Raw genomic sequence first — 23,256 nt, forward strand, 5'->3', positions numbered from 1 at the left:
GAGGCAGGGAGGCGGTGGCCGCGACGTGTCGCAGCGTAGCTTGTCTGCGCGGACGAACGGCATGGCGCGGACGTGAAGTCGCGTGGTCCCGGCATCCCGACGCTGATGCCAAGCCTAAGGGGCATGATGATCCCAACGGCGACGGTGGCCAAAAGCCGGTGCACCGAGGAGATCGCGAAGTAAGCGTGAAAACCATCGCGCAGGGAAGGCCGGGTCGGTCCGGCTGAACCTGTGGTTCTCTCCCCGTGCTTTCTTTCGCACGGGGGCCACGGGTGCCAGTCGGCACCCGGCCTTCCCTGCGCCCTCTGTTTCGAAGGGGGCGGCTTCGATCAGCACAGCTCGGACAGATCCTGTCGCGAGGCCCCTGATGCTCGCGTGGTTGCTGGAAGCAGACCTTGCCTTACTCCGGCATCATCTCGCCGGAGCCGCCGAACTCGGCCGGGAAATCCTTCAGCTTCGGCAGGCCGTCCCTGATGGGCAGCACCGTTTCCGCGTAGTTGACGTGCACGCCGGGCGTGAACTTCAGCGTCGGAATCGTCGCGGCATAGACGTCGATCATGCCGAGCGGCGGGTGGTCGGTCATCAGATGTCCGCCACACTTGGTGCAGTACTTGCGGTAGCTCATGTCGGTCTTGTGGTAGGTGCCGATCGCATCGGCGCCCTTTGTCACCCGCACGCTCTGTGGCTTCCACAGGGTGAAGGCGTTGACCGGGCCGGCCGACCAGGACCGGCACGACGAACAATGGCAATAGCCCATTGCCTCCGGCTCGCCGTCGGCCTCGATCTCGACCGTGCCGCAGAAGCATTTGCCCTGATAGAGCGTCATGAGAGCGTTCTCCCTCGTGTGTGTTCTGGATGTTGGACCGGCATGCTGACACACCTGAACGTTGAAATGGAATCCTAGAATGTAGCTCGCTGCAGGGAACATCTGGTGCAGCGCAGCGGTCCTCGTCCGTGATCCGCGACACGGAATGTTGCGGCGGGGGATCAGACGCATGGCCCCATACCCGCAGGCCCGCTTGCTAGGGAACATCAGGTGCCGTTAGCTCTGGCGACAACAAGGATCGAGGGAGCCGACGCCACGATGGGACCGCTTGCGGGCATCAAGGTCATCGACATGACCACCGTGCTGATGGGGCCGTATGCTGCCCAGACGCTCGGCGACTACGGCGCAGATGTCATCAAGGTGGAATCGCCGGAAGGAGACGTCACCCGCAAGATCGGCCCCTGGCACCATCCCGGCATGGGCCCGGTGTTCCTCAACACCAACCGCAGCAAGCGCGTGATCTGCCTCGACCTCAAGAAGACGGCCGGCCGCGAGGCCGCGCTGCGCATGGTCAAGGACGCCGACGTCCTGCTCTACAACATCCGGCCGCAGGCGATGGCGCGGCTGAACCTCGGCTATGACGTGGTCTCCGCGCTCAATCCGCGGCTGATCTATGCCGGCGTGTTCGGCTTCGGCCAGGACGGTCCCTATGCGGCCAAGCCCGCCTATGACGACCTGATCCAGGGTGGGGCGGCGCTGTCGCACCTGATGGCGGTCGCCGGTGACGGCACGCCGCGTTATGTGCCCAATGCGCTGGTCGACCGCATCGTCGGCTTGACGGCGGTCGGTGCCATCTGCGCCAGCCTCGTGCATCGCGACCGCACCGGGCGCGGCCAGCGCCTCGACGTGCCGATGTTCGAGACCATGTCGGCCTTCATCATGGGCGACCACATGGGCGGGCTCACCTACGAGCCGCCGCTCGACAAGGGCGGCTATGCGCGGCATTTGTCGCCCGACCGCCGGCCCTACAAGACCGCCGACGGCCATATCTGCGTGATCGTCTACAACGACAAGCAATGGGACGCATTCTTCACGGCGTCCGGCCGCACCGATCTGCGGGGCGATGACCGGTTCAACAGCTTTGCCCGGCGTGCCGCCAACATCGATTTCGTCTATGCCGAGCTCGCGCGCATCTTTCAGACGCGCACCACGGCCGAATGGACCGATCTGCTGGACGACGCCGATATTCCGGTCATGCCGATGCACGATCTCGAAAGCCTGCTGAACGATCCGCACCTCGTGGCGACCGATTTCTTTCCCGTGGTCGAACATCCGACCGAAGGTCCCATTCGCAGCACCCGCGTCTCCGCGACCTGGTCCGAGACCAAGGCCGAGCCGCAGCGTCTGGCGGCGCGGCCGAATGAGCATGGCGCACAGATTTTGCGCGAGCTTGGTTTCTCGGACGAGGAGATCGATGCGATGATCCGCGACGGCGTGACGACGCCGGCGCCAGCCAGGGAGTGAGACGATGGATTTCGCGCTCTCCGCCAACCAGGAATCGATCCGCGACGCGGTGACAAGAATCTGCGCTGATTTCGACGACGCCTACTGGCTGAAGAAGGACAAGGAGGGCGGCTTCCCCTTCGACTTCCACAAGGCGCTGGCAGATGCCGGCTGGCTCGGCATCTGCATCCCCGAGGAGTATGGCGGCTCCGGCCTCGGCATTCTCGATGCTGCGATCATGATGCGCACCATCGCCGAATCCGGCGCCGGCATGTCCGGTGCTTCGGCGATCCACATGAACGTGTTCGGGCTCAATCCGGTCGTCGTGTTCGGGACCAAAGAGCAGTGTGTGCGGATGCTGCCGGGCATCGTCGATGGCAGCGAGAAGGCCTGCTTCGCCGTGACCGAGCCCAACACTGGCCTCAACACCACCCAGCTCAAGACGCGCGCCGTGCGCAAGGGCGACCGCTACATCGTCAACGGCCAGAAGGTGTGGATCTCGACCGCGCAGGTCGCCGAGAAGATCCTGCTGCTGGCGCGAACGACGCCCTTGGAGGAGGTGAAGCGCCCGACCCATGGGCTCAGCCTGTTCTACACGGATTTCGATCGCAGCCGGATCAAGGTGCACGAGATCGAGAAGATGGGCCGCAAGCCGGTCGACTCCAACGAGCTGTTCTTCGAGGATGTCGAGATCCCGGTCGAGGACCGCCTGGGCGAGGAGGGGCGGGGCTTCGACTACATTCTGCATGGGATGAACCCCGAGCGCATCCTGATTGCCGCCGAAGCCGTCGGGCTCGGTCATCTCGCGCTGTCACGTGCGAGCGCCTATGCGCGGACGCGCAACGTGTTCAACCGCCCGATCGGTCAGAACCAGGGCATCCAGCATCCCCTGGCGAAGAACTGGATGGAGCTGGAAGCCGCCTGGCTGATGGTGCTGCAGGCCGGCTGGCAATATGACCAGGGCATGGCGTGCGGCCCGGCCGCCAACGCCGCGAAATATCTCGCGGCAGAGGCCGGCTTTCACGCCTGCGAGCAGGCGGTGATGACCCATGGCGGCTTCGGCTACGCGCGCGAGTATCACGTCGAGCGTTACCTGCGCGAATCCCTGATCCCCCGCATCGCCCCGATCAGCCCGCAACTGATCCTGAGCTTCATCGCCGAGAAGGTCCTCGGCCTGCCCAAGTCGTATTGAGATGTCGTAGTGGGACGAGCCGGTATTGAGATGATGAACCATTCAGCTGTCAGGGACGAACGCTGCCTGCATTCCCTCCCCCCTTGTGGGGGAGGGGCAGGGAGGGGGGTACCCAGCAAAGATTCGTTGTGTGGCCGTCATTCCGGGGCGCGACGAAGTCGCGAACCCGGAATCTCGAGATTGTTTTGCGCATTCGTTTCTCAGCTCGAGATTCCGGGTTCATCGCTGCGCGATGCCCCGGAATGACGGCGGAGGGCGTGGCGCGATGACCTATATCACCGGCACTGGCCTGACATCATTCGGCCGTCACGACGGCCGCTCCTCGCTCGACCTGATGAGCATGGCGGCGCAGCTTGCGCTGGATGATGCCGGGCTGACGCGGCGCGACATCGACGGCATCCTGTGCGGCTATTCCACGGTGTCGCCGCACATCATGCTCGCGACCGTGTTCGCCGAGCACTTCGGCATCGCGCCCTCTTACGCCCATGCGGTGCAGGTCGGCGGCGCCACCGGGCTCGCGATGGTGATGCTCGCGCATCACCTGGTCGAAGCCGGCGTCGTCAGGCACATGCTCGTGGTCGCCGGCGAGAACCGGCTGACCGGACAGAGCCGCGATGCGTCGATCCAGGCGCTGGCCCAGGTCGGCCATCCCGATTATGAGCTGCCGCTGGGGCCGACCATCCCTGCCTATTACGGCCTCGTCGCCTCGCGCTACATGTACGAATACGGCGTCACCGAGCATGACCTCGCCGAGTTCGCCGTGCTGATGCGCACGCATGCGCTGGATCATCCCGGCGCGCAGTTCCAAGAGCCGATCACGGTGGCCGACGTCATGGCATCGAAGCCGGTGGCGCGGCCGCTGAAGCTGCTCGACTGCTGTCCGGTCTCCGACGGCGGCGCCGCCATCATCATCAGCCGCGAGCCGACCGGAGCGACAGCGGTGCGCGTGCGCGGCTGCGCCCAGGCGCACACGCATCAGCACGTCACGGCGGCGCCGGCCCTGAGCGAGCTCGGTGCCGAAATCGCGATCAAAAAGGCCAAGGCGGCCGCAGGCGTCGAGATCGCCGACGTCGACTACGCCGCGGTCTATGACAGCTTCACCATCACGCTGTGCATGCTGCTCGAAGACCTTGGGCTCGCCGGCCGCGGCGAGGCTGCGGCGCGGGTCAGGGCCGGGAATTTCAGCCGTGACGGCGTGGTGCCTCTCAACACCCATGGCGGGCTCTTGAGCTATGGCCATTGCGGCGTCGGCGGCGCGATGGCGCATCTCAGCGAGGCACATCTGCAGATGACGGAGCGCGCCGGACCTCGCCAAGTCCGCGAAGCAGCGCTGGCGCTGCTGCACGGCGATGGCGGCGTGCTGTCGTCGCATGTCAGCATGTTCTGGGAGCGGGTGCGATGAGCGAATCGGCCGACTGGACCAGGGGCGTTGCAGCGATTCGCTTTCAGCGCTGTGCGTGCTGTGCCCACCTGCAGTATTTCCGCCGCGACTTCTGCGCGGCCTGCGGCTCGCTTGCGCTCACCGATCACGCGGCGACGGGCGAAGGCACCATCTATGCGGCATCATTGGTCTGCCGGGCCGCGACTCCAGAGACGCGCGCGCATGTGCCCTACAACATCGTGCTGGTGGATATGCGCGAGGGCTTTCGCATGATGGCCCATGGCGACCACGAACTTGCGATCGGCGATTCGGTCGAAGCGCGCTTCGTCGCCTTTGCAGGCGGCACGGTGCCTTACTTCAGGAAGGCGAAATGACGATGGAGCGCCGCGCTATGACAGGACACGCCAAGCGCAGGCGGCCGAGGCGGGACGATACGCATGACAAATTCGTCCCGACCCGGATCGCCGCGCGATTGACGCAAAACTGTTACGCTACGCTCACCAACTCAAACGCAACTCTACTCGGTCGTTCGCGTGAGCAATCAAGCTCACATTCCTACCTACGGGCGATGAAGAAACTGCGACGCAGAACCTCCAGACAGCCCTTCATCGCCCGTAGAACAGGACGCTGGCGATGACGATCATGGACGTCACCGCCAGCATATGCGCGAGTGCCTCCGACGTTGCCCTCTTAGTGGCTTCCTTCATGCCGTTCCTCCCTGGACACTGGACACGACTCTCCGTGGCGCAAATACACACGCTACGTCGGCTGGAATTTTACTCGGAACACCCCACTTCGACGTTCGCTTCGCGAGTCCCCACTCGGCGTTCATCGACGGTTCAGAACATCGTCGGGTAATGCGGCGTGAATTGGGCTCGCTTATGGTTGTCCTGCGACCGAGTCCCGGTAACGTTTAGGCGAGCCCGTACAAATACGAGTGATGCGAATTATCGACCGAAAGCCGTTAGTTACTGTGGATTGCAACCTTGAGTAATTGTTTACTTCAACCGCGTGCGACACTTCGATGACGGACTTCGACGCACTGAGATCAGTCTGCCGCAAGCAAATTGAGCCGCGCATTGGCGACAGTCAGACGCTCGGCCAACAGCTGCGCCAGATTGCGCATGATCCGCTCGCCGGCTTTCGGATGTCGCACGCGGAAACGTTCGAAATCCACCAGCGAGATCTCGAAAGCGGTGGCCGAGAAATCCGCGACGACGTCGGCGGAGCGCACGGGCTCCAGCAGTGCCATCTCGCCGAAGCATTGCCCTGCCGTCAGCGTCGCGAGCCGGATGCCGTCGGGCAGGGTGACGTGGACGACGCCGGAGCGCAGGAAGAACAGCGAGGCCGCAGCATCGCCGGCCGCAAGGATGCGTTCGCCCTGCCGATAGTGCCGGATGATCGCCAGTGCCGCGAGCTCATGGCGCTCGTCCGCGGAGAGCCCCGCGAGCAGCGGCTGCTCGGCGAGCTCGGTGGTTTCGAGGAAATCGATGGCGCCGCCATAGCGATAGACGATCTGGTCCTCGGCCCATTCGATCGCGGTGTCGAGCAGGTAGAAGTCGCGCACGTTCTTGCTGTCGCCGGTACGGGCCGCGATCTCCTGCCATTCCGGCGAGCTGCGGCGGATGCCCGACAGCACGACGGTGACGTGGAAGTCGGCGAGCTCGTGAAACAGCTCGGAGAGCAGGCGCAGGCCTGCTTGTGTCATCGCGGTGACGCGGTGGAGGTCGACGATGACGAATTGCGGTCGCGTGCTCGCCGCAAGCTGGCGCGAGACGTAGTCGACGCTGGAAAGGGACAGCGTGCCGACCAGCTCGAGCACGCGCACCGCGTCGGGATGGGCGGTGAGGATGTTGCGCTCCTGAGCGCGGCGGCTGCGTCGCGACGGGTTGGCGCCGATGTCGTAGTCGGCGATGATCGTGGTGCGGGCATCGTCGGAACGGTTCAGCATGTGCAGGCCGTAGTGCGCCGACAGCGCCTCGCAGACCTTGATGCCGCGCACGCTGTTGCCGTGACCGTCGAGCCTGGGCGAATAGCTGCCGAGCCCGAGCCGTGCCGGCAGGCTTGCCAGGATGCCGCCGCCGACGCCGCTCTTGGCGGGAATGCCGACGCGGTAGATCCACTCGCCGGCGAAGTCATACATGCCCGACGAGGTCATCACCGACAGCGTGCGCGACACGGCGTAGGGCGTCACCACCTGCTCGCCGGTGACCGGATTGACGCCGCGATTGGCGAGCGTGGCCGCCATGATCGCGCAGTCGCGCGCTGTGACGAGCACGGCGCATTGCCTGAAGTAGACCGCGAGCACGTCGTCGACAGGCTCCCTGATGACGTCGGAAGTCCGCAGCAGATAGGCGATCGCGCGGTTGCGATCACCGGTGGCGGCTTCCGATGCGAACACCGCGTCGTCGACATCGAGCTTGCGGCCGGCGAAGCGGCCGAGCGCATCGCGGATGGTCTCGAAGGCGTCGTCGTGCCGTGCCCTGCGGATCAGGCCGCTGCAGGCGATCGCGCCGGCATTGACCATCGGATTGAACGGGTGGTTCTCCGCATTGAGCCGGATCGAATTGAAGGGATCGCCCGACGGCTCGACGCCGATCACGCGTTCGACCTCGTCGGAGCCGAGCGTATCGAGCGCCAGCGCGAACACGAACGGTTTCGACATCGATTGAATCGTGAACGGCACGCGGCTGTCGCCGACCTCATAGACATGGCCGTCGAGCGTGGCGAGGCTGATGCCGAAATGCGCCGGGTCGGCTTTGCCGAGCTCGGGAATGTAGTTCGCGACCGCGCCGTCGTGGTCAGGCCAGAAGTCGGCATGGCAGGCCGACAGGAAGCGCTGCAGCGGCGGCATCGCGGCCGTCGCCCAATGCTGCGGATTTCGGATCGGCCGGGGGTGGGTGGTCATGGGAAGCTCGGCGGGAACAAGGTTTCGCGCCGGTTATGTCGCAGCTGCGAGGGCGCAGCCAGCCCACACTTGTCGCAACGCTGGTCAAATGTTGCCGCTGCTCACCGATTGAGCGGGTTTGCGGGCGCGATGACCGCTCCGTGTTGCCATGCGCGGGGACGATGCCGATCGAAAGCCAGCGCTGCGGTACCGCGCTTTGGAACCGGCGATGGTCGTCACGCCCGCATGCCGCTGGCCGTTGTCTAAGGATGCCGAGTCTTGTGCCAACACGCTGAAGAACGGCGGCTTTTAGAGACGGTCTACTGTTGTGACGGCAAAACGGCTGGGTTAGCTTGTTCAATAAGCGGAATATCATTCCGCATGACGGAATTGGTGGGAAACGCATGGGACGACGGTCTGAGCGATTGAGCAGGAGCAGCATGCTGCCCGGAGATCTTGCCGGCGAGGGCGAGGTCATTCAGGTGGTGTCGCGGGCGTTCGACGTGCTTCGCTGTTTCGAGGGGCACGAGGCGCGGCTCGGCAATCTCGAAATCTCCAACCGCTGCGGCCTGCCGCGGTCGACGGTGTCGCGGCTGACGCACACGCTGACGCGCATGGGCCAGCTGGTCTACCTGCCGCGCGATCAGAAATACCGCATCGGCCCGAGCGCCGTGGCGATGAGCACGTCGATGACCAGAGGCTTGCAGTTGCGCAATCTGATCCGGCAGCGGCTGCAGGACGTCGCCGAGCAGTTGCCCGGCACCGTCGGCTTCGTCATTCCCGACCGCTTCCACCTCGTCTATCTCGAGTTCGGCCGCGCCGCGAATGCGCTCGGCCTGCATGAGACCACGGGCAGCCGCATCTCGATGGCCTCGACCGCGGCCGGTCATGCCTATGTCGCCGCGCTCGAGCCGGAGGTCGGCGACGCCTTGCTGGCCGAGATGGAGCGCGAGATGCCGGACGCGGCCAAGCTGCTGCGGCCACGCCTCGAGCACAACAGACAGTTTCTCAAGGAGCATGGCTACGTCGTAGCCTGCGGCCTGTGGAGTCCGCACATCAATGGCGTCGCGCTGCCGCTGTGGTCGCCGCAATACCAGACTTATGTCGTGCTCACGATCGGCCTGTTGTCGGCGATGTACGACGAGCAGCGGCTGCACGACGAGGTCGCCCAGCCGATGCGCGAGCTCGGCCGCAGCATCGCCGCGCTGCTGCAGGGCGCGGAAGCCGACGTCTTCAACAGCCGGATGGACAGAAAGCCGCTCCAGGTGAACGCGAAGACCAACCATAAGAACAAGACCATCACCGGGGCAGGGGGAACGAATGAGTTGGCAGCCGGAGCTCGAGGAACTGGCCCGGCGCGAGGCCTTCGCGCGGGAGATGGGCGGGCCTGACAAGGTCAAGCGTCAGCACGACCAGGGCCGCCTCACCGTTCGCGAGCGCATCGACGGCGTCGTCGATCCCGGCAGCTTCCACGAGATCGGCGCGGTCTCAGGGATCGGCGAGTATGACGAGCAGGGCGAGCTCACGCATGTGACGCCCGCCAATTGCGTGTTCGGGCGCGGCCGCATCGACGGCCGCACCGTCGTCGTGGTCGGGGATGACTTCACCGTGCGCGGCGGCTCGGCCGACGCATCGATCGCCGCCAAGCCGCTGATGGCGGAGGAGATGGCGCACGACTTCCGCCTGCCCATCATCCGCATCATCGAGGGCTCCGGCGGCGGCGGCTCGGTCAAGACGATCGAGACCAAGGGCGCGGCCAACCTGCCCGGCGGCATCGGCGGCAATCGCTGGTACCGCTACACGACCGAGAACATGTCGCTGGTGCCCGTGGTCGCGCTCGGCCTCGGCTCGGTCGCAGGGCTAGGCGCGGCGCGGCTCGCGGCGAGCCACTACTCGGTGATGACCAAGCAGTCGGCGATGTTCGTCGCCGGCCCGCCGGTCGTGAAGCGGCTGGGGCAGGACCTCGGCAAGATGGAGCTCGGTGGCGCCGACATCCAGACCCGCGCCGGCGGCGTCGATCATGCGGTGGACACCGAGGCGGAGGCGTTCGCCTGCGCGCGGCGCTTCCTGTCCTACCTGCCATCGTCGGTCTACGAGCTGCCGCCGACCTTGCCCTGCACCGATGACCCGCAGCGCGTCGACGAGCAGCTCATCAGCGCGGTGCCGCGGGATCGCCGGCGCGTCTACAAGATGCGGCCGATCATCGAGTCCGTCGTCGATAACGGCTCGTTCTTCGAGGTGACGCAGAACTATGGGCGTCCGATCATCATCGGCCTCGCGCGTCTCGAAGGCCGCGCGGTGATGGTGCTGGCGAGCGATCCCTATCACTATGGCGGCTCGTGGACCGCGGATGCCTGCCAGAAGGTGATCCGCTGGGTCGATTTCGCCGAGACCTTCCATCTGCCGATCGTCTACCTGATGGATTGCCCCGGCTTCATGGTCGGGCTCGAGGCGGAGAAGGCGGCGACCATCCGCCATGGCGTGCGCGCGATGGCCGCCGTCAATCAGTCGACGGTGCCGTGGTGCACGGTGATCGTGCGCAACAATTTCGGCGTCGCCGGTGTCGTGCATCAGCCAGCCGACCGGTTCTCGATCCGCTACGCCTGGCCGTCGGCCTATTGGGGCTCGCTGCCGCTCGAAGGCGGCATCGAGGCGGCCTATCGCGCCGAGATCGACGCCGCGCCCGACCCGAAAGCCAAGCTCAAGGAGATCGAGGATCGGCTGAACAAGCTGCGCTCGCCGTTCCGCTCGGCCGAGAAGTTCTGGGTCGAGGAGATCATCGACCCGCGCAAGACGCGCGCGCTGCTGTGCGAGTTCGCGCGCCTTGCCGAGCCGCTGCGCACGCCCGGGCCGCCCACGGCGATGACGACTCGGCCGTGAGCGGCTGATGTTAAGCCGCGGCGGGCTTCGCCTGCCGCGCGATCGCCAGCGCCAGGAGCGCGGCGACGATGCACAGTGCGCCCGCCGTGAAGAACGCCGGCAGGTAGCTCTGCAACAGAGTGCGCGACAGGCCGGCGCCGAACGCGGCGGTGCCGGCGCCGAGCTGATGTCCGGCGAACACCCAGCCGAACACCAGATTGGCCCGCTCGGCCCCAAACCGCTGCGCGGTCAGCCGCACCGTCGGCGGCACGGTGGCGATCCAGTCGAGGCCGTAGAACATCGCGAACAGCGACAGGCCGTAGAACGAGAAGTCGGTGAACGGAAGGAACAGCAGCGAGAGCCCGCGCAAGCCGTAGTACCAGAACAACAGCCAGCGATTGTCGTACCGGTCCGACAGCCATCCCGAGGCGATCGTGCCGACGAAGTCGAACATGCCCATCGCGGCGAGCAGGCTCGCCGCCTGCACCTGCGGAATGCCGAAGTCGAGGCACATCGGGATCAGATGGACCTGGACGAGGCCGTTGGTCGAGGCGCCACAGATGAAGAAGGTCGCGAACAGCATCCAGAACACCGGCGCGCGCGCCGCATCGCGGAGGGTGCCGAGCGCGGCGGCGAGGATCGGTGTGGTGACGGGCGCGGGTGCGGCGATCGGGTCGGTGCCCTTGTCGCCGAAGGGACGCAGGCCGAGATCGCTCGGGCGATCGCGCATCAGCAGCAGGACGGCGGTCGCGGAAACGCCGAGCATGACGCAGATGAGCCCGAGCGCGACGCGCCAGCCGAGCCGCTCGGTGAGGCTGGCGAGCAGCGGCAGGAACACCAGCTGTCCGGTGGCGACGCTGGCGGTGAGGATGCCGACGACGAGGCCGCGGCGCGCGACGAACCAGCGCGTCGCGATGGTGGCGCCCAGCACCAGCGCGGTCATGCCGGTGCCGATGCCGATCACGACGCCCCACAGCAGCACGAGGTGCCAGACATGGGTCATCGCCAACGACGAAAGCAGCGCGGTCACGACGATCAACTGGGCCAAAAGCGTGATGTTGCGCAGACCGTAGCGGTTGAGCAGGGCGGCGGCGAAGGGGGCCATCAGCCCGAACAGCACGAAGCGGATCGACAGTGCCGAGGAGATCTCCGCGGTGCTCCAGCCGAACTCCTGCTGGAGCGGCACGATGAACACGCCGGGTGCTCCCACCGTGCCGGCCGATACCAGGGCCGTGAAGAACGTTACGGCCACCATGATCCAGCCATAGTGGATATTGCGCCGTTCGAGTGCTGCCGCGAGCCGGTTCGAGATCATATGCTTCTCAGTTCGATGGGGATTGCGCGCCCATTCTGCCAGGGCGCCTCAACGACATAAATGGCTAAGTTCCCTCGTTTCAGGACATCAAGGTCGCTCTACGGCGATCGCAGTCGCCTCGCCGCCACCGATGCATAGCGACGCCACGCCGCGCTTTAGTCCGCGGGCCTGCATCGCATGCAGCAGCGTCACGATCAGCCGCGCGCCGGTGGCGCCGATGGGATGGCCCAGCGCGCAGGCGCCGCCGTTGACGTTCAGCCGGTCACGCGCAATGCCAAGGTCGCGCTGCGCGGCCATCGCGACGATCGCAAACGCCTCGTTGATCTCGAACAGGTCGACATCCTCCACCCGCCAGCCGACCTTGTCGAGCAGCTTCCTGATCGCCGGAATCGGCGCGGTCGTGAACCATTGCGGCTCCTGGCTGTGCGTGGCGTGGCCCTTGATCTCCGCGATGATGGGCAGCCCGTCACGGTCCGCACGCGAGCGCTTGGCGAGTACGAGCGCTGCGGCACCATCCGCGTTCGCAGAGGACGCCGCGGGCGTGATAGTGCCGTCCTTGCGGAACGCCGGCTTCAGCGCCGGGATCTTCGCCGGATCGACCTTGAGCGGATGCTCGTCATTGACGACCAGACGTGCGCCGGATTTCTCGACGAGCGTGATCGGCGCGATCTCGGCCTTGAATGCGCCGCTCTCGACCGCCCTGCGCGCACGCGTCAGCGTCTCGACGGCGTAGGCATCCTGGTCGGCGCGGGTGAACTGATAGGCCTCGGCCGTCGCCTCGCCAAAATCGCCCATCGAGCGTCCGGTCTCATAGGCGTCCTCCAGGCCGTCCAGCATCATGTGATCGAGGATCCGATCGTGCCCGGCACGATAGCCGCCGCGCGCCTTGGTCAGCAGATACGGCGCGTTGCTCATGCTTTCCATGCCACCGGACACGACGAGGTCGGCAGAACCGGCCTGGATGATATCGTGCGCCAGCATCGTGGCCTTCATTCCAGAGCCGCAGACCTTGTTGATGGTGGTGGCGCCCGTGGCATCGGGCAGGCCGGCGCCCCGTGCCGCCTGCCGCGCCGGAGCCTGGCCCTGACCTGCAGGAAGCACGTTGCCCATGACAACCTCCGTGACCGCGTCAGGCGAAACGGCGGCGCGTTCGAGCGCGGATTTGATCACGTGCGCACCGAGCTTGTGCGCACTCAGCGGCGACAACTCGCCCATGAAGCGGCCGAGTGGAGTGCGGGCAGCGGACAGGATCACGACGGGATCGGACGAGGCCATGACAGGCTCCCTTAAAAAAGATGATGATCATCATATAATGACATCACGAAAAAGGAAACCCCGGCAATCGCGCTGAACTTGTCGTGAAGCTGGCGCGACACTGCCGGAATCCGTGAGACGAGACTTGGAGAAACTTGCTATCGCTTGCGGTCGATGAACTGCTGCATCAGCCGTTTCGGCTCGTCGGTCAGGAACGACCGTCCGAAGGCGCCGATCGATATCTCGACGGACTCCTTCAGCGGCAGCTCCTCCCATTGCCGCAGCAGAGCCTTCTGAGTCCGCAGCGCTTCGGGACCGCAGGCGAGCAGGGATGCCACGGCCTTCTCGACCGCGATGTCGAGCTCTCCCTCGGTGGCGACGGCATCGACAAGGCCCCAGGCGAGCGCCGTCGGCGCGTCGATCGTCTCGGCCGTCATCAGCAGCCAGCGCGTGCGGCCCCAGCCGATGAGACGCGGCAGCAACGCGGCATGAATGACCGAGGGGATGCCGACACGAACCTCGGGCATGCCGAACTTGGCATCAGGTGCCGCGACACGGATATCGCAGGCCGTTGCGACCTCCAATCCGCCACCCAGACACCACCCCGGCATCCGCGCAATCACGGGTGCAGGAAAATTTCGCACCGCATCGCAGAGCCCGGCAAGTCGCGAGATGAACGTTTCCGCCGAAGCCTGATCGAGCGTCGCCATCTCCTTGATGTCGGCGCCGCCGATCATGCTCTTCCCGCTTTCGCCGGCCAAAACGAGAACGCGAATGCCGGCTTCGGCGGCGAGCGATTGCAGGCCGGCTTCTATGTCGAGAATCGCCGCCGAACCGAGAATATTGAGCGGACCGGCATTGCAGATCGTCAGCCGGACCACGCCGCGGCCGTCACGACTCACGCCGCAGTGGGAATTGAGCATGTCCATGGTTGTCCTCGTCGGGTTCCTGGGCAAGGGAGAGTGTGCCGGGAATAAATCAGGCCAGCGAAGTTGATTTAGATCAACTCGAATTCATCAAATAGCTGCAGTCAGCAGGACGCAGAACTGTTATTGTATGACCGCAGACATTCAATGGGACGGCAATGCGTTACTCTCCGGAACACAAGGCGGAAACCCACGCGCGGATCGTGCGCAAGGCATCGGTGCGGCTGCGCGAGCGTGGTGCTCACGGTGTCGGGGTTGCCGACCTGATGAAGGAGGCCGGGCTGACTCATGGCGGCTTTTATGCGCATTTCGATTCGCGCGAGGCGCTGGTCGTGGAGGCGTTCGGTTATGCGATCGACCGTTCGATTGAGCATTGGCGCAAGCTGCTGGACCAACTGCCGCCGCAGAAGCGACTCGCGGCCATCGTCGACGGCTATCTGTCCGCGGCTCATCGCGACGATGTCGGTCACGGCTGCGCGGTTCCTGCGCTTGGAGCGGAAATCGCCCGCGAGAGCGCAAAGACCCGCAAGGCCTTTGCTGCGAAGCTGGAAGAGCTGATCGCCCTGTTCGCCGAGTACATCAGCGACGTGCCGGCCAAGACTGCGCGAAGGCGGGCTTCGGCGATGCTCGCGACGCTGATGGGGACGCTCGTGATGGCGCGACTCATGGGCAGCGGCGAATTGTCAGACGAAATCCTGAGCTCCGGGCGCGAGGTGGCGCTGGCTGTCGCCAGCGGCGGCGGGCCGGCGGGGAGGGCCCCTGCGCGGGCGCCCGCGAAAAGGCCCGTGAAGAAGGCGGCAGCCGCGAAGCGCTGATCCGTCGCGGCTCGGATGGTGGACGCAGCGCGCCACGCTGCAGGGTCTGCCGTGATCGTGCCGGCCGAGCGAAGGGGCGGCATTTTCGCAGCGCCGGGCAGCGCTTAGACCCTTCCCAAACGCCGCAAAGACTGCAAGATGCCGGCCAAATCGGCACTGCTTACCCCTGCGGAGGATACCCCATGCGTTCGATCGGTCATTTCATTGGCGGCAAAGAGGTCAAGGGCACGTCTGGACGGACGGCCGACGTCTTCGAGCCCATGACCGGCGACGTTCAGGCCAAGGTCGCGCTGGCCTCTCGCGCCGAGCTCCGTGCCGCTGTCGAGAACGCAAAGGCGGCGCAACCGGCCTGGGCCGCGACCAATCCGCAGCGCCGCGCCCGCGTGATGATGAAGTTCGTCGAACTCGTCCAGCGCGACTATGACCAGCTCGCCGATCTGCTTGCGCGGGAGCATGGTAAGACCGTCCCCGACGCCAAGGGCGATATCCAGCGCGGCCTGGAGGTCGCGGAGTTCGCCTGCGGCATTCCGCACCTGATGAAGGGCGAGTACACTGAGGGAGCCGGCCCCGGCATCGACATCTATTCGATGCGCCAGCCGCTCGGTGTCGTTGCCGGCATCACGCCGTTCAATTTCCCGGCGATGATTCCGATGTGGAAGTTTGCCCCTGCCATCGCCTGCGGCAATGCCTTCATCCTCAAGCCCTCGGAGCGCGATCCGGGCGTGCCGATGAAGCTCGCCGAGCTGATGATCGAGGCCGGGCTGCCGGCGGGCATCCTCAACGTCGTCAACGGCGACAAGGAGGCGGTCGACGCCATCCTCGAGGATCCGGACATCATGGCGATCGGCTTCGTCGGCTCGTCGCCGATCGCGCAGTACATCTATGAGCGCGCGGCTGCGCACGCCAAGCGCTGCCAGTGCTTCGGCGGCGCCAAGAACCACGCCATCATCATGCCGGACGCCGATCTCGACCAGGCGGTCGATGCGCTGATCGGCGCCGGCTACGGCTCGGCCGGCGAGCGCTGCATGGCGGTCTCGGTCGCCGTGCCCGTCGGCAAGACCACGGCCGACCGGCTGATGGAGAAGCTGATCCCGCGCGTTGAAAGCCTGAAGATCGGCACCTCGGTCGATCCCTCGGCCGATTTCGGTCCGCTGGTGACCCGCGAGGCGGTCGAGCGCGTCAAGAATTATGTCGATATTGGCCTCAAGGAAGGCGCGACGCTCGCCGTCGACGGCCGCGGCTTCAAGATGCAGGGCTACGAGAACGGCTTCTACATGGGCGGGTGTCTGTTCGACAACGTCACCAAGGACATGCGGATCTACAAGGAGGAGATCTTCGGCCCGGTGCTGTCGGTCGTGCGCGCCAAGGACTACGCCGAGGCGCTGGCGCTGCCGTCGGAGCATGATTACGGCAACGGCGTCGCGATCTTCACCCGCGATGGCGACGCGGCGCGCGACTTCGCGGCCAAGGTCAATGTCGGCATGGTCGGCATCAACGTGCCGATCCCGGTGCCGATCGCCTACTACACCTTCGGCGGCTGGAAGAAGTCCGGCTTCGGCGACCTCAACCAGCACGGTCCGGATTCGATCCGCTTCTACACCAAGACCAAGACCGTCACCTCGCGCTGGCCGTCCGGTGTCAAGGAAGGCGCGGAGTTCTCGATCCCGCTGATGAAGTGAGGTCGGGTCCGTTCGGACTCTCTCCTTCGTCATTGCGAGCGAAGCGAAGCAATCCAGGATCTTTCTGCAGAGGCAGTCTGGATTGCTTCGTCGCCTTCGGCTCCTCGCAATGACGGCGCATGAGGAAAGCGCAAAGACCAACAAACAAGACCAGGAAACGCGGAGAACGGATGCAGTTCGCTCTCGACGAGGATCAGATCGCGGTGCGCGACATGGCGCGCGCCTTCGCGGCCGAGAAGATTGCCCCGCATGCGCTGCGCTGGGACGAGGAGAAGCATTTTCCCGTCGATGTGATGCGGGAGGCGGCGGGCCTCGGCATGGGCGGCATCTACATCCGCGACGATGTCGGCGGCTCGGGTCTCAGCCGGCTCGATGCGGCGCTGATCTTCGAGGCGCTGGCGACGGGCTGCCCCACGGTGTCAGCCTTCATCTCGATCCACAACATGGCCTCGTGGATGATCGACACCTTCGGTACCGAGGCCCAGCGCCAGGCTTACCTGCCGAAGCTCTGCGCCATGGACCTGATCGCGAGCTACTGCCTGACCGAGCCGGGCGCGGGCTCCGATGCGGCGGCGCTGCGCACGCGCGCGGTGCGCGACGGCGACGACTACGTGCTCAACGGGCAGAAGCAGTTCATCTCCGGTGCCGGCGCCACCGATATCCTCGTCGCGATGGTGCGAACCGGCGCCGATGGTCCCGGAGGCATCTCCACGCTGGTGATCGACGCCAATGCCCCCGGCGTGTCGTTCGGCGCCAATGAGCGCAAGATGGGCTGGAATGCGCAGCCGACCCGGGCCGTGATCTTCGAGAATGCGCGGGTGCCGGTGGCCAACCGGCTGGGTGAGGAGGGCATTGGGTTCAAGATCGCGATGGCAGGGCTCGACGGCGGCCGTCTCAACATCGCCGCCTGCTCGCTCGGCGGCGCGCAGGCGGCGCTCGACAAGACGCTGGCCTATACGAAAGAGCGCAAGGCGTTCGGTAAGCGGCTCGACGAATTCCAGGCGCTGCAGTTTCGCATCGCCGACATGGCGATCGAGCTGGAGGCGGCGCGCACCTTCGTCTGGCGCGCGGCGGCTGCGCTCGACCGCAAGGATGCTGACGCGACCATGCTGTGCGCCATGGCCAAGCGCTTCGGGACCGATGTCGGCTTCGAGGTCGCCAACCAGGCGCTGCAGCTGCACGGCGGCTACGGCTATTTGAGCGAATACGGCATCGAGAAGATCGTCCGCGATCTGCGCGTGCACCAGATTCTCGAAGGCACCAACGAGATCATGCGCCTGATCGTGTCGCGCAAGCTGATCGAGGCGGCGCGATGAGCGAGGTCATCGAAGGCGACCTGATCATCCGCCGCGAAGGCTCGGCCGGCATCATCCGGCTGAATCGGCCGAAGGCGATCAACGCGATGACGCTGGAGATGTCGATGGGCATCGACGCCGCGCTGGATCGGTTCGAGGGCGATCCGGCCGTCGCAATTGTCGTGCTCGAAGGCGCGGGCGAGCGTGGACTTTGCGCGGGCGGCGACATCCGCGGGCTCTATGAGAGCTCGAAGACGAACGGCGATCTCGGCAAGGTGTTCTGGCGCCAGGAATACATCATGAACGCGCGCATCGGGGCGTTCCCAAAACCCTATGTCGCCTACATGGACGGGCTGGTGATGGGCGGCGGCGTCGGGCTGTCGGCGCATGGCCGTCACCGCATCGTGACCGAGAAGACCAAGCTCGCGATGCCGGAAGTCGGCCTCGGCTTCTTTCCCGACGTCGGCGGCACCTGGCTCTTGTCGCGCGCGCCTGGCGAACTCGGCGCCTATTTCGGCCTGACCGGGCAGACCATGAACGGGCCCGATGCGATCCATGCGCGCTTTGCCGATGCCGTGGTGCCGACCGAGAGATGGCCGGCGCTGCGCGAGGTCCTGACCAAAGTCAGGCCGGGCACGCTGTCGATCGAGATCGACCGGCTGATCGCCGGCTTCGCGACGTCGGAGACGGCCGGCCCGGTGGCGGCGCAGCAGGCGAAGATCGACGCGTGGTTCGCCCATGACAGCATGCACGACATCTTTACCGCGCTGAGAGCGGACGGCTCGGAGCTCGCGTTGGCGACGCTGAAGATGCTGAAGGAGAAGTCGCCGCGCGGCATGGTCGTGACGCTCAAGCTGCTGCGACTGGCACGCGGTGCGGCGTCCCTGGAGGAATGCCTGGTGCGCGAGTATCGTGCGGCGCTCGAAGTGTTCCGCAGCGACGATTTCCGCGAGGGCGTGCGTGCGGCGATCATCGACAAGGACCGCAATCCCAGATGGTCGCCGCCTGATGTCGATCAGGTGACACCGGACATGCTGGCGCCATATCTTGCCGAGATTGGCGCCGACGAGCTGACCTTTCCGCAGAGCAAATAACAATCAGGTCGAGGGGAGAGAACGAACCATGGCAACGATCGCATTCATCGGCCTCGGCAACATGGGCGGACCAATGGCCGCCAACCTGGTCAAGGCCGGCCACAAGGTGGTCGCGTTCGATCTGGTCGAGACCTCGCGCGCCCAGGCCAAGGCCGATGGCGCCGAAATCGCCGACAGCGCCGTCGCCGCGGCCAAAAGCGCCGATGCCGTCGTCACCATGCTGCCGGCCGGCAAGCATGTGCTGGCAGTCTGGACCGAGGTCGTGCCGGCAATGACGAAGGGCGCGCTGATCATCGATTCCTCGACCATCGACGTCGAGAGCGCGCGCGCCGCGCATGCGCTGGCTGCGAAGCACGGCATCGCCGCCGTGGACGCGCCGGTGTCCGGGGGCACCGGCGGCGCCAAGGCCGCAACGCTCACCTTCATGTGCGGCGGCGAGGAAAGCGCCTTCGCCACGGCGAAGCCGATCCTGGAGAAGATGGGCAAGAAGATCGTCCATTGCGGCGGCGCCGGCGCGGGGCAGGCGGCCAAGATCTGCAACAACATGATCCTCGGCATTTCGATGATCGCGGTGAGCGAGGCCTTTGCGCTCGGCGAAAAGCTCGGCCTGTCGCATCAGGCGCTGTTCGACGTCGCCTCGACCTCGTCAGGGCAGTGCTGGTCGCTGACATCCTATTGCCCAGTGCCGGGCCCGGTGCCGGCCTCGCCGGCCAACAACGACTACAAGCCCGGCTTTGCGACCGCGCTGATGCTCAAGGACCTCACGCTGTCGCAGGACGCCGCCAAGGCGGCCGGCGCGGCGACGCCGCTCGGGCAGCATGCGCAGGAGATCTATAAGGCATTTGAGGCTGCCGGCCATGGCGGCGTCGACTTTTCAGGGATCATTCAGCACGTCCGTAAGCTCGCCGGGACCATCTGATGACGACATTCAAGGACGCACGCGCGTTTCTGCTGGCGCATCGCACCGACTACGATGCGGCCGTGAAGGGTTTTCGCTGGCCCGATCCCGTCCCGTTCAACTGGGCGCTCGACTGGTTCGATGCCGAACTCGCATCTGATCCGGAGAGTCGCGAGCGGACGGCGCTATGGATCTTCGATGCCGCGCAGGACCGCCAGACCAAGCTGTCCTTTGCGGCGCTGTCGCGCCGCTCCAACCAGGTCGCGAATTTCCTGCGCGCGCAGGGGCTGAAGCGCGGGGACCATCTGCTGCTGCTGCTCGGCAATGTCGTGCCGCTGTGGGAGACGATGCTGGCGGCGATGAAGCTCGGCGTCGTCGTGATCCCTGCGACCACGCTGCTGACCACCGACGAGTTGCGTGATCGCCTGGAGCGCGGCCGCGCCAAAGCCGTCGTCGCCGCGCAGGACCAGGTGGCGAAGTTCGCCGATCTCGGCGCCGATGATCTCGTCCGGATCGTCGTCGGCGCGCCGGCAGCGCCTGCCGGCTGGCTGCCGTTCGAGCAGGCGGCCGACGCGGCCGAGGCGTTCACGCCGGATGGGCCGACGCAGCCGGATGATCCGATGCTGCTGTATTTCACCTCGGGAACGACGGCCAAGCCGAAGCTGGTGCGGCACAGCCATCGCAGCTATCCGGTCGGCCATCTCTCGACGATGTACTGGCTCGGCCTGCAGCCGGGCGACGTGCATCTCAACATCTCCTCGCCGGGCTGGGCCAAGCATGCCTGGAGCTGCTTCTTCTCGCCCTGGAATGCCGGCGCCACCGTATTCGTGGTCAATCAGCCGCGCTTCGACGCCAAGGGACTGCTCGCCATCATCAAGCGCTGCGGCGTCACGACGCTGTGCGCGCCGCCCACGGTGTGGCGGCTGTTCATCCAGGAGCATCTCGCCGACTTCAAGGTCTCGTTGCGCGAGGCCTGCGGCGCCGGCGAGCCGCTCAATCCGGAGGTGATCGATCAGGTGCGAGCCGCCTGGGGGCTGACGATTCGCGACGGCTATGGCCAGACCGAAACCGCGGCCATCGTCGGCAACTCGCCGGGCCAGAAACTGAAGATCGGCTCGATGGGTCGGCCGCTGCCGGGCTATCGCGTCGAGGTCGCCGACATCGACGGCAATCTCGCCAGCGAAGGCGAGATCACGCTGGCGCTCACCGGCGAGCGTCCGGCCGGCCTGATGCAGGGCTATCAGGGCGACGACGGTAAGCTGTCCGGCGCCGATGGCACGCGCTACCGCACGGGTGACGTCGTGTTCCAGGACGGCGACGGCTATCTCACCTTCGTCGGCCGCTCCGACGACGTGTTCAAATCGTCCGACTACCGCATCTCGCCGTTCGAGCTGGAAAGCGTGCTGCTGGAGCATGAGGCCGTCGCCGAGGCTGCTGTTGTGCCGTCTCCGGATCCCATCCGTCTCGCCATCCCGAAAGCCTATGTGTTGCTGACGGCGGGCGCGGAGCGCTCGCGCGCCACGGCGCTGTCGATCTTCGTGCATCTTCAGGCGCGGCTGGCGCCGTTCAAGCGCATCCGCCGGCTCGAGCTCGTGAGCGAGCTGCCGAAGACGATCTCCGGAAAGATCCGCCGCGTGCAGCTGCGCCGGCTGGAGCATGAGGACGACCGCACGGATCATCTGCGCGGCACGGAGTTCAAGGAAGAGGATTTCCCGGAGCTGAAGACCAGGCCGTCCGGGCACGAGGTGTAGGAACGCATGAACCAGATCTGGAAGAAGCCGCCGATTTCGCTCGCAGCCTATCAGGCCATGGTGGGCCAGGAGATCGGCGTGTCATCGTGGCACGTGCTCGATCAACAGCGCATAGACACCTATGCCGATGTGATCGAGGATCATCAATTCATCCATGTCGATCCGGAGAAAGCCAAGGCGACGCCGTTTCGCACCACGATCGCGCACGGATTCCTGACAATGTCGCTGTTGTCAGTGATGTCCTACGAGGTCATGCCGGCGATCGAGGGCACGGCGATGGGCGTCAATTACGGCTTCGACAAGCTGCGCTTCATCTCGCCGGTGAAATCGGGAAAACGCGTGCGCGGCCGCTTCGTGCTGGCGGAAGCCACGCTGCGCAAGCCCAAGGAGTTGCAGTCGCGCACCCATGTCACGGTCGAGATCGAAGGCGAGGACAAGCCCGCGCTGGTCGCCGACTGGATCGGACTGATCTATCTCAGCTAACTCTCTTCGTCCCAACCCACCCCTCGTCATCGCCGGGCTTGACCCGGCGATCCATCTCACTGATGGAAAGTGATGGATGCCCGGGTCAAGCCCGGGCATGACGAGCCTAGAACCTAGGACAAACATCATGGCAATCAGATTCGACGGACGCGTCGCCATCGTCACCGGCGCAGGCAATGGTCTCGGACGCGCGCATGCGCTGGGACTGGCGAGCCGCGGCGCCAAGGTCGTGGTCAATGATTTCGGCGGCGCGCGCGACGGCACCGGCGGCTCGATGACCGCGGCGGAGACGGTGGTCGAAGAGATCCGCAAAGCCGGCGGCACCGCGATGGCTGACGGTGCCGACGTCTCGAATTTCGAACAGGTCACGGCGATGGTCGAGCGCGCAACCAAAGAGTGGGGCAGCGTCGACATCATGTGCGCCAATGCCGGAATCCTGCGCGACAAGTCGTTCGGCAAGATGGAGGTTGCCGATTTCGCCAAGGTGCTGGATGTGCATCTTGTCGGCAGCTTCTACTGCTGCAAGGCGGTGTGGAACGGCATGCGCGAGCGCAATTACGGCCGCATCGTGCTGACGACCTCGTCCTCGGGCCTGTTCGGCAATTTCGGGCAGGCCAACTACGGCGCGGCCAAGACCGGCATGGTCGGCCTCATGAACGTGCTGGCGGAGGAGGGCCGCAAGACCAACATCCGCGTCAACATCATCTCGCCGACGGCGGCGACGCGCATGACGGAGGAACTGCTGCCACCGCAGGCGCTGCAGCTGATGAAGCCGGAATCGATCACGCCGGCCGTCGAATATCTTCTCAGCGAGGAAGCGCCCACCCGCACCATCATGGGCGCCGGCGCCGGCTCGTTCGCGGTGATCAAGATCCTGGAGAGCGAGGGCATCAACCTGCCGCCGGAGGAGTGGACGCCGGACGCGATCGCCGCGCATTTTGCCGAGATCAGCGACATGTCGAAGGCGAGGGCGCTGCAGGGCGCATTCGAGCAGACGCAGAAATACGTCGGCCAGGCTGCGGCGCGGCTGGGGCTCAAGCTGTAAGTGCAAACTCGTAGGACCCTCATGGTGAGGAGCACGGCAAAGCCGTGCGTCTCGAACCATGAGGCCGCGCACGGGCCTCATCCTTCGAGACGCGGCTTACAGCCGCTCCTCAG

At 65.6% G+C, this 23,256-nt stretch carries 18 protein-coding genes and 1 pseudogene; 14 read left to right on the forward strand and 5 right to left on the reverse strand.

Annotation, left to right across the window (positions count from 1 at the left end; genetic code table 11):
• Positions 1–400 precede the first annotated feature (400 nt).
• On the reverse strand, positions 401–826 hold the full coding sequence (locus tag QX135_RS15815) for a GFA family protein (protein WP_315739144.1): 426 nt from the start codon (positions 824–826) through the stop codon (positions 401–403).
• A gap of 258 nt (positions 827–1,084) precedes the next feature.
• Here QX135_RS15815 and QX135_RS15820 point away from each other — a divergent pair, with 258 nt between their 5' ends.
• The 4 genes from QX135_RS15820 to QX135_RS15835 all read left to right on the forward strand — a co-directional run bounded on the left by QX135_RS15820 (position 1,085) and on the right by QX135_RS15835 (position 5,216).
• Positions 1,085–2,290: a CoA transferase gene (locus QX135_RS15820; protein ID WP_316180509.1), complete on the forward strand. Its 1,206-nt coding sequence runs from the start codon at positions 1,085–1,087 to the stop codon at positions 2,288–2,290.
• A gap of 4 nt (positions 2,291–2,294) precedes the next feature.
• Positions 2,295–3,461 (forward strand): acyl-CoA dehydrogenase family protein, encoded by a 1,167-nt coding sequence (locus tag QX135_RS15825; protein ID WP_316180507.1) that lies wholly within the window; start codon positions 2,295–2,297, stop codon positions 3,459–3,461.
• Positions 3,462–3,726: 265 nt separating this feature from the next.
• Positions 3,727–4,863, forward strand: coding sequence for a thiolase family protein (locus QX135_RS15830; RefSeq protein WP_316180505.1), 1,137 nt, complete (start codon positions 3,727–3,729; stop codon positions 4,861–4,863).
• Entirely contained in the window at positions 4,860–5,216 is a 357-nt protein-coding gene (locus QX135_RS15835) for a Zn-ribbon domain-containing OB-fold protein (RefSeq protein WP_316180504.1), read from the forward strand. The genes QX135_RS15830 and QX135_RS15835 overlap by 4 nt, the downstream gene beginning before the upstream one ends.
• Before the next feature lie 674 nt (positions 5,217–5,890).
• Here the strand turns inward: QX135_RS15835 and glsA are convergent.
• Positions 5,891–7,750 carry a glutaminase A gene (gene glsA, locus QX135_RS15840; protein ID WP_316180503.1) on the reverse strand — a complete coding sequence of 620 codons (1,860 nt, stop codon included), beginning with the start codon at positions 7,748–7,750 and terminating at the stop codon, positions 5,891–5,893.
• Positions 7,751–8,133: 383 nt separating this feature from the next.
• Here glsA and QX135_RS15845 point away from each other — a divergent pair, with 383 nt between their 5' ends.
• Both QX135_RS15845 and QX135_RS15850 read left to right on the forward strand, forming a co-directional pair.
• The gene (locus QX135_RS15845) at positions 8,134–9,120 is read left to right on the forward strand and encodes an IclR family transcriptional regulator (protein ID WP_315739150.1); all 987 of its coding nucleotides are present in this window, start codon (positions 8,134–8,136) and stop codon (positions 9,118–9,120) included.
• Positions 9,050–10,609 carry an acyl-CoA carboxylase subunit beta gene (locus QX135_RS15850; protein ID WP_315739151.1) on the forward strand — a complete coding sequence of 520 codons (1,560 nt, stop codon included), beginning with the start codon at positions 9,050–9,052 and terminating at the stop codon, positions 10,607–10,609. Before QX135_RS15845 ends, QX135_RS15850 begins: the two co-directional genes overlap by 71 nt.
• Before the next feature lie 10 nt (positions 10,610–10,619).
• Here the strand turns inward: QX135_RS15850 and QX135_RS15855 are convergent, their stop codons facing one another.
• The 3 genes from QX135_RS15855 to QX135_RS15865 form a co-directional block, all read right to left on the reverse strand.
• Entirely contained in the window at positions 10,620–11,903 is a 1,284-nt protein-coding gene (locus tag QX135_RS15855; protein WP_316180500.1) for an MFS transporter, read from the reverse strand.
• Between the two features lie 87 nt (positions 11,904–11,990).
• Positions 11,991–13,178, reverse strand: a complete 1,188-nt coding sequence (locus tag QX135_RS15860; protein ID WP_315739153.1) for an acetyl-CoA C-acyltransferase — start codon at positions 13,176–13,178, stop codon at positions 11,991–11,993.
• A 137-nt stretch (positions 13,179–13,315) separates the two neighbouring features.
• Positions 13,316–14,086: an enoyl-CoA hydratase gene (locus QX135_RS15865; RefSeq protein WP_315797680.1), complete on the reverse strand. Its 771-nt coding sequence runs from the start codon at positions 14,084–14,086 to the stop codon at positions 13,316–13,318.
• 155 nt (positions 14,087–14,241) lie between these two features.
• Here QX135_RS15865 and QX135_RS15870 point away from each other — a divergent pair, with 155 nt between their 5' ends.
• The 8 genes and pseudogenes from QX135_RS15870 to QX135_RS15905 all read left to right on the forward strand — a co-directional run bounded on the left by QX135_RS15870 (position 14,242) and on the right by QX135_RS15905 (position 23,143).
• On the forward strand, positions 14,242–14,898 hold the full coding sequence (locus QX135_RS15870; protein ID WP_315739155.1) for a TetR/AcrR family transcriptional regulator: 657 nt from the start codon (positions 14,242–14,244) through the stop codon (positions 14,896–14,898).
• 182 nt (positions 14,899–15,080) lie between these two features.
• Positions 15,081–16,577, forward strand: coding sequence for a CoA-acylating methylmalonate-semialdehyde dehydrogenase (locus tag QX135_RS15875; protein WP_315739156.1), 1,497 nt, complete (start codon positions 15,081–15,083; stop codon positions 16,575–16,577).
• Positions 16,578–16,747: 170 nt separating this feature from the next.
• Positions 16,748–17,893 carry an isobutyryl-CoA dehydrogenase gene (locus QX135_RS15880; protein WP_315776854.1) on the forward strand — a complete coding sequence of 382 codons (1,146 nt, stop codon included), beginning with the start codon at positions 16,748–16,750 and terminating at the stop codon, positions 17,891–17,893.
• Positions 17,890–18,966, forward strand: a complete 1,077-nt coding sequence (locus QX135_RS15885) for an enoyl-CoA hydratase/isomerase family protein (protein WP_316180497.1) — start codon at positions 17,890–17,892, stop codon at positions 18,964–18,966. The genes QX135_RS15880 and QX135_RS15885 overlap by 4 nt, the downstream gene beginning before the upstream one ends.
• 10 nt (positions 18,967–18,976) lie before the next feature.
• Positions 18,977–19,885 (forward strand): annotated as a pseudogene (gene mmsB / locus QX135_RS15890) (3-hydroxyisobutyrate dehydrogenase); the annotation flags it as partial.
• A complete protein-coding gene (locus QX135_RS15895; RefSeq protein ID WP_316180493.1) occupies positions 19,885–21,615 on the forward strand; it encodes an AMP-binding protein in 1,731 nt (576 codons plus the stop codon). The pseudogene mmsB and the gene QX135_RS15895, both read left to right, overlap by 1 nt.
• A gap of 6 nt (positions 21,616–21,621) precedes the next feature.
• The gene (locus QX135_RS15900) at positions 21,622–22,098 is read left to right on the forward strand and encodes a MaoC family dehydratase (protein ID WP_316180491.1); all 477 of its coding nucleotides are present in this window, start codon (positions 21,622–21,624) and stop codon (positions 22,096–22,098) included.
• A 127-nt stretch (positions 22,099–22,225) separates the two neighbouring features.
• Positions 22,226–23,143: an SDR family NAD(P)-dependent oxidoreductase gene (locus QX135_RS15905; RefSeq protein WP_316180489.1), complete on the forward strand. Its 918-nt coding sequence runs from the start codon at positions 22,226–22,228 to the stop codon at positions 23,141–23,143.
• The last annotated feature ends 113 nt before the right edge of the window (positions 23,144–23,256 follow it).

The sequence above is a fragment of the Bradyrhizobium sp. SZCCHNR1098 genome (assembly GCF_032489375.1).
In the GTDB taxonomy this organism is placed as follows: Bacteria; Pseudomonadota; Alphaproteobacteria; order Rhizobiales; family Xanthobacteraceae; genus Bradyrhizobium.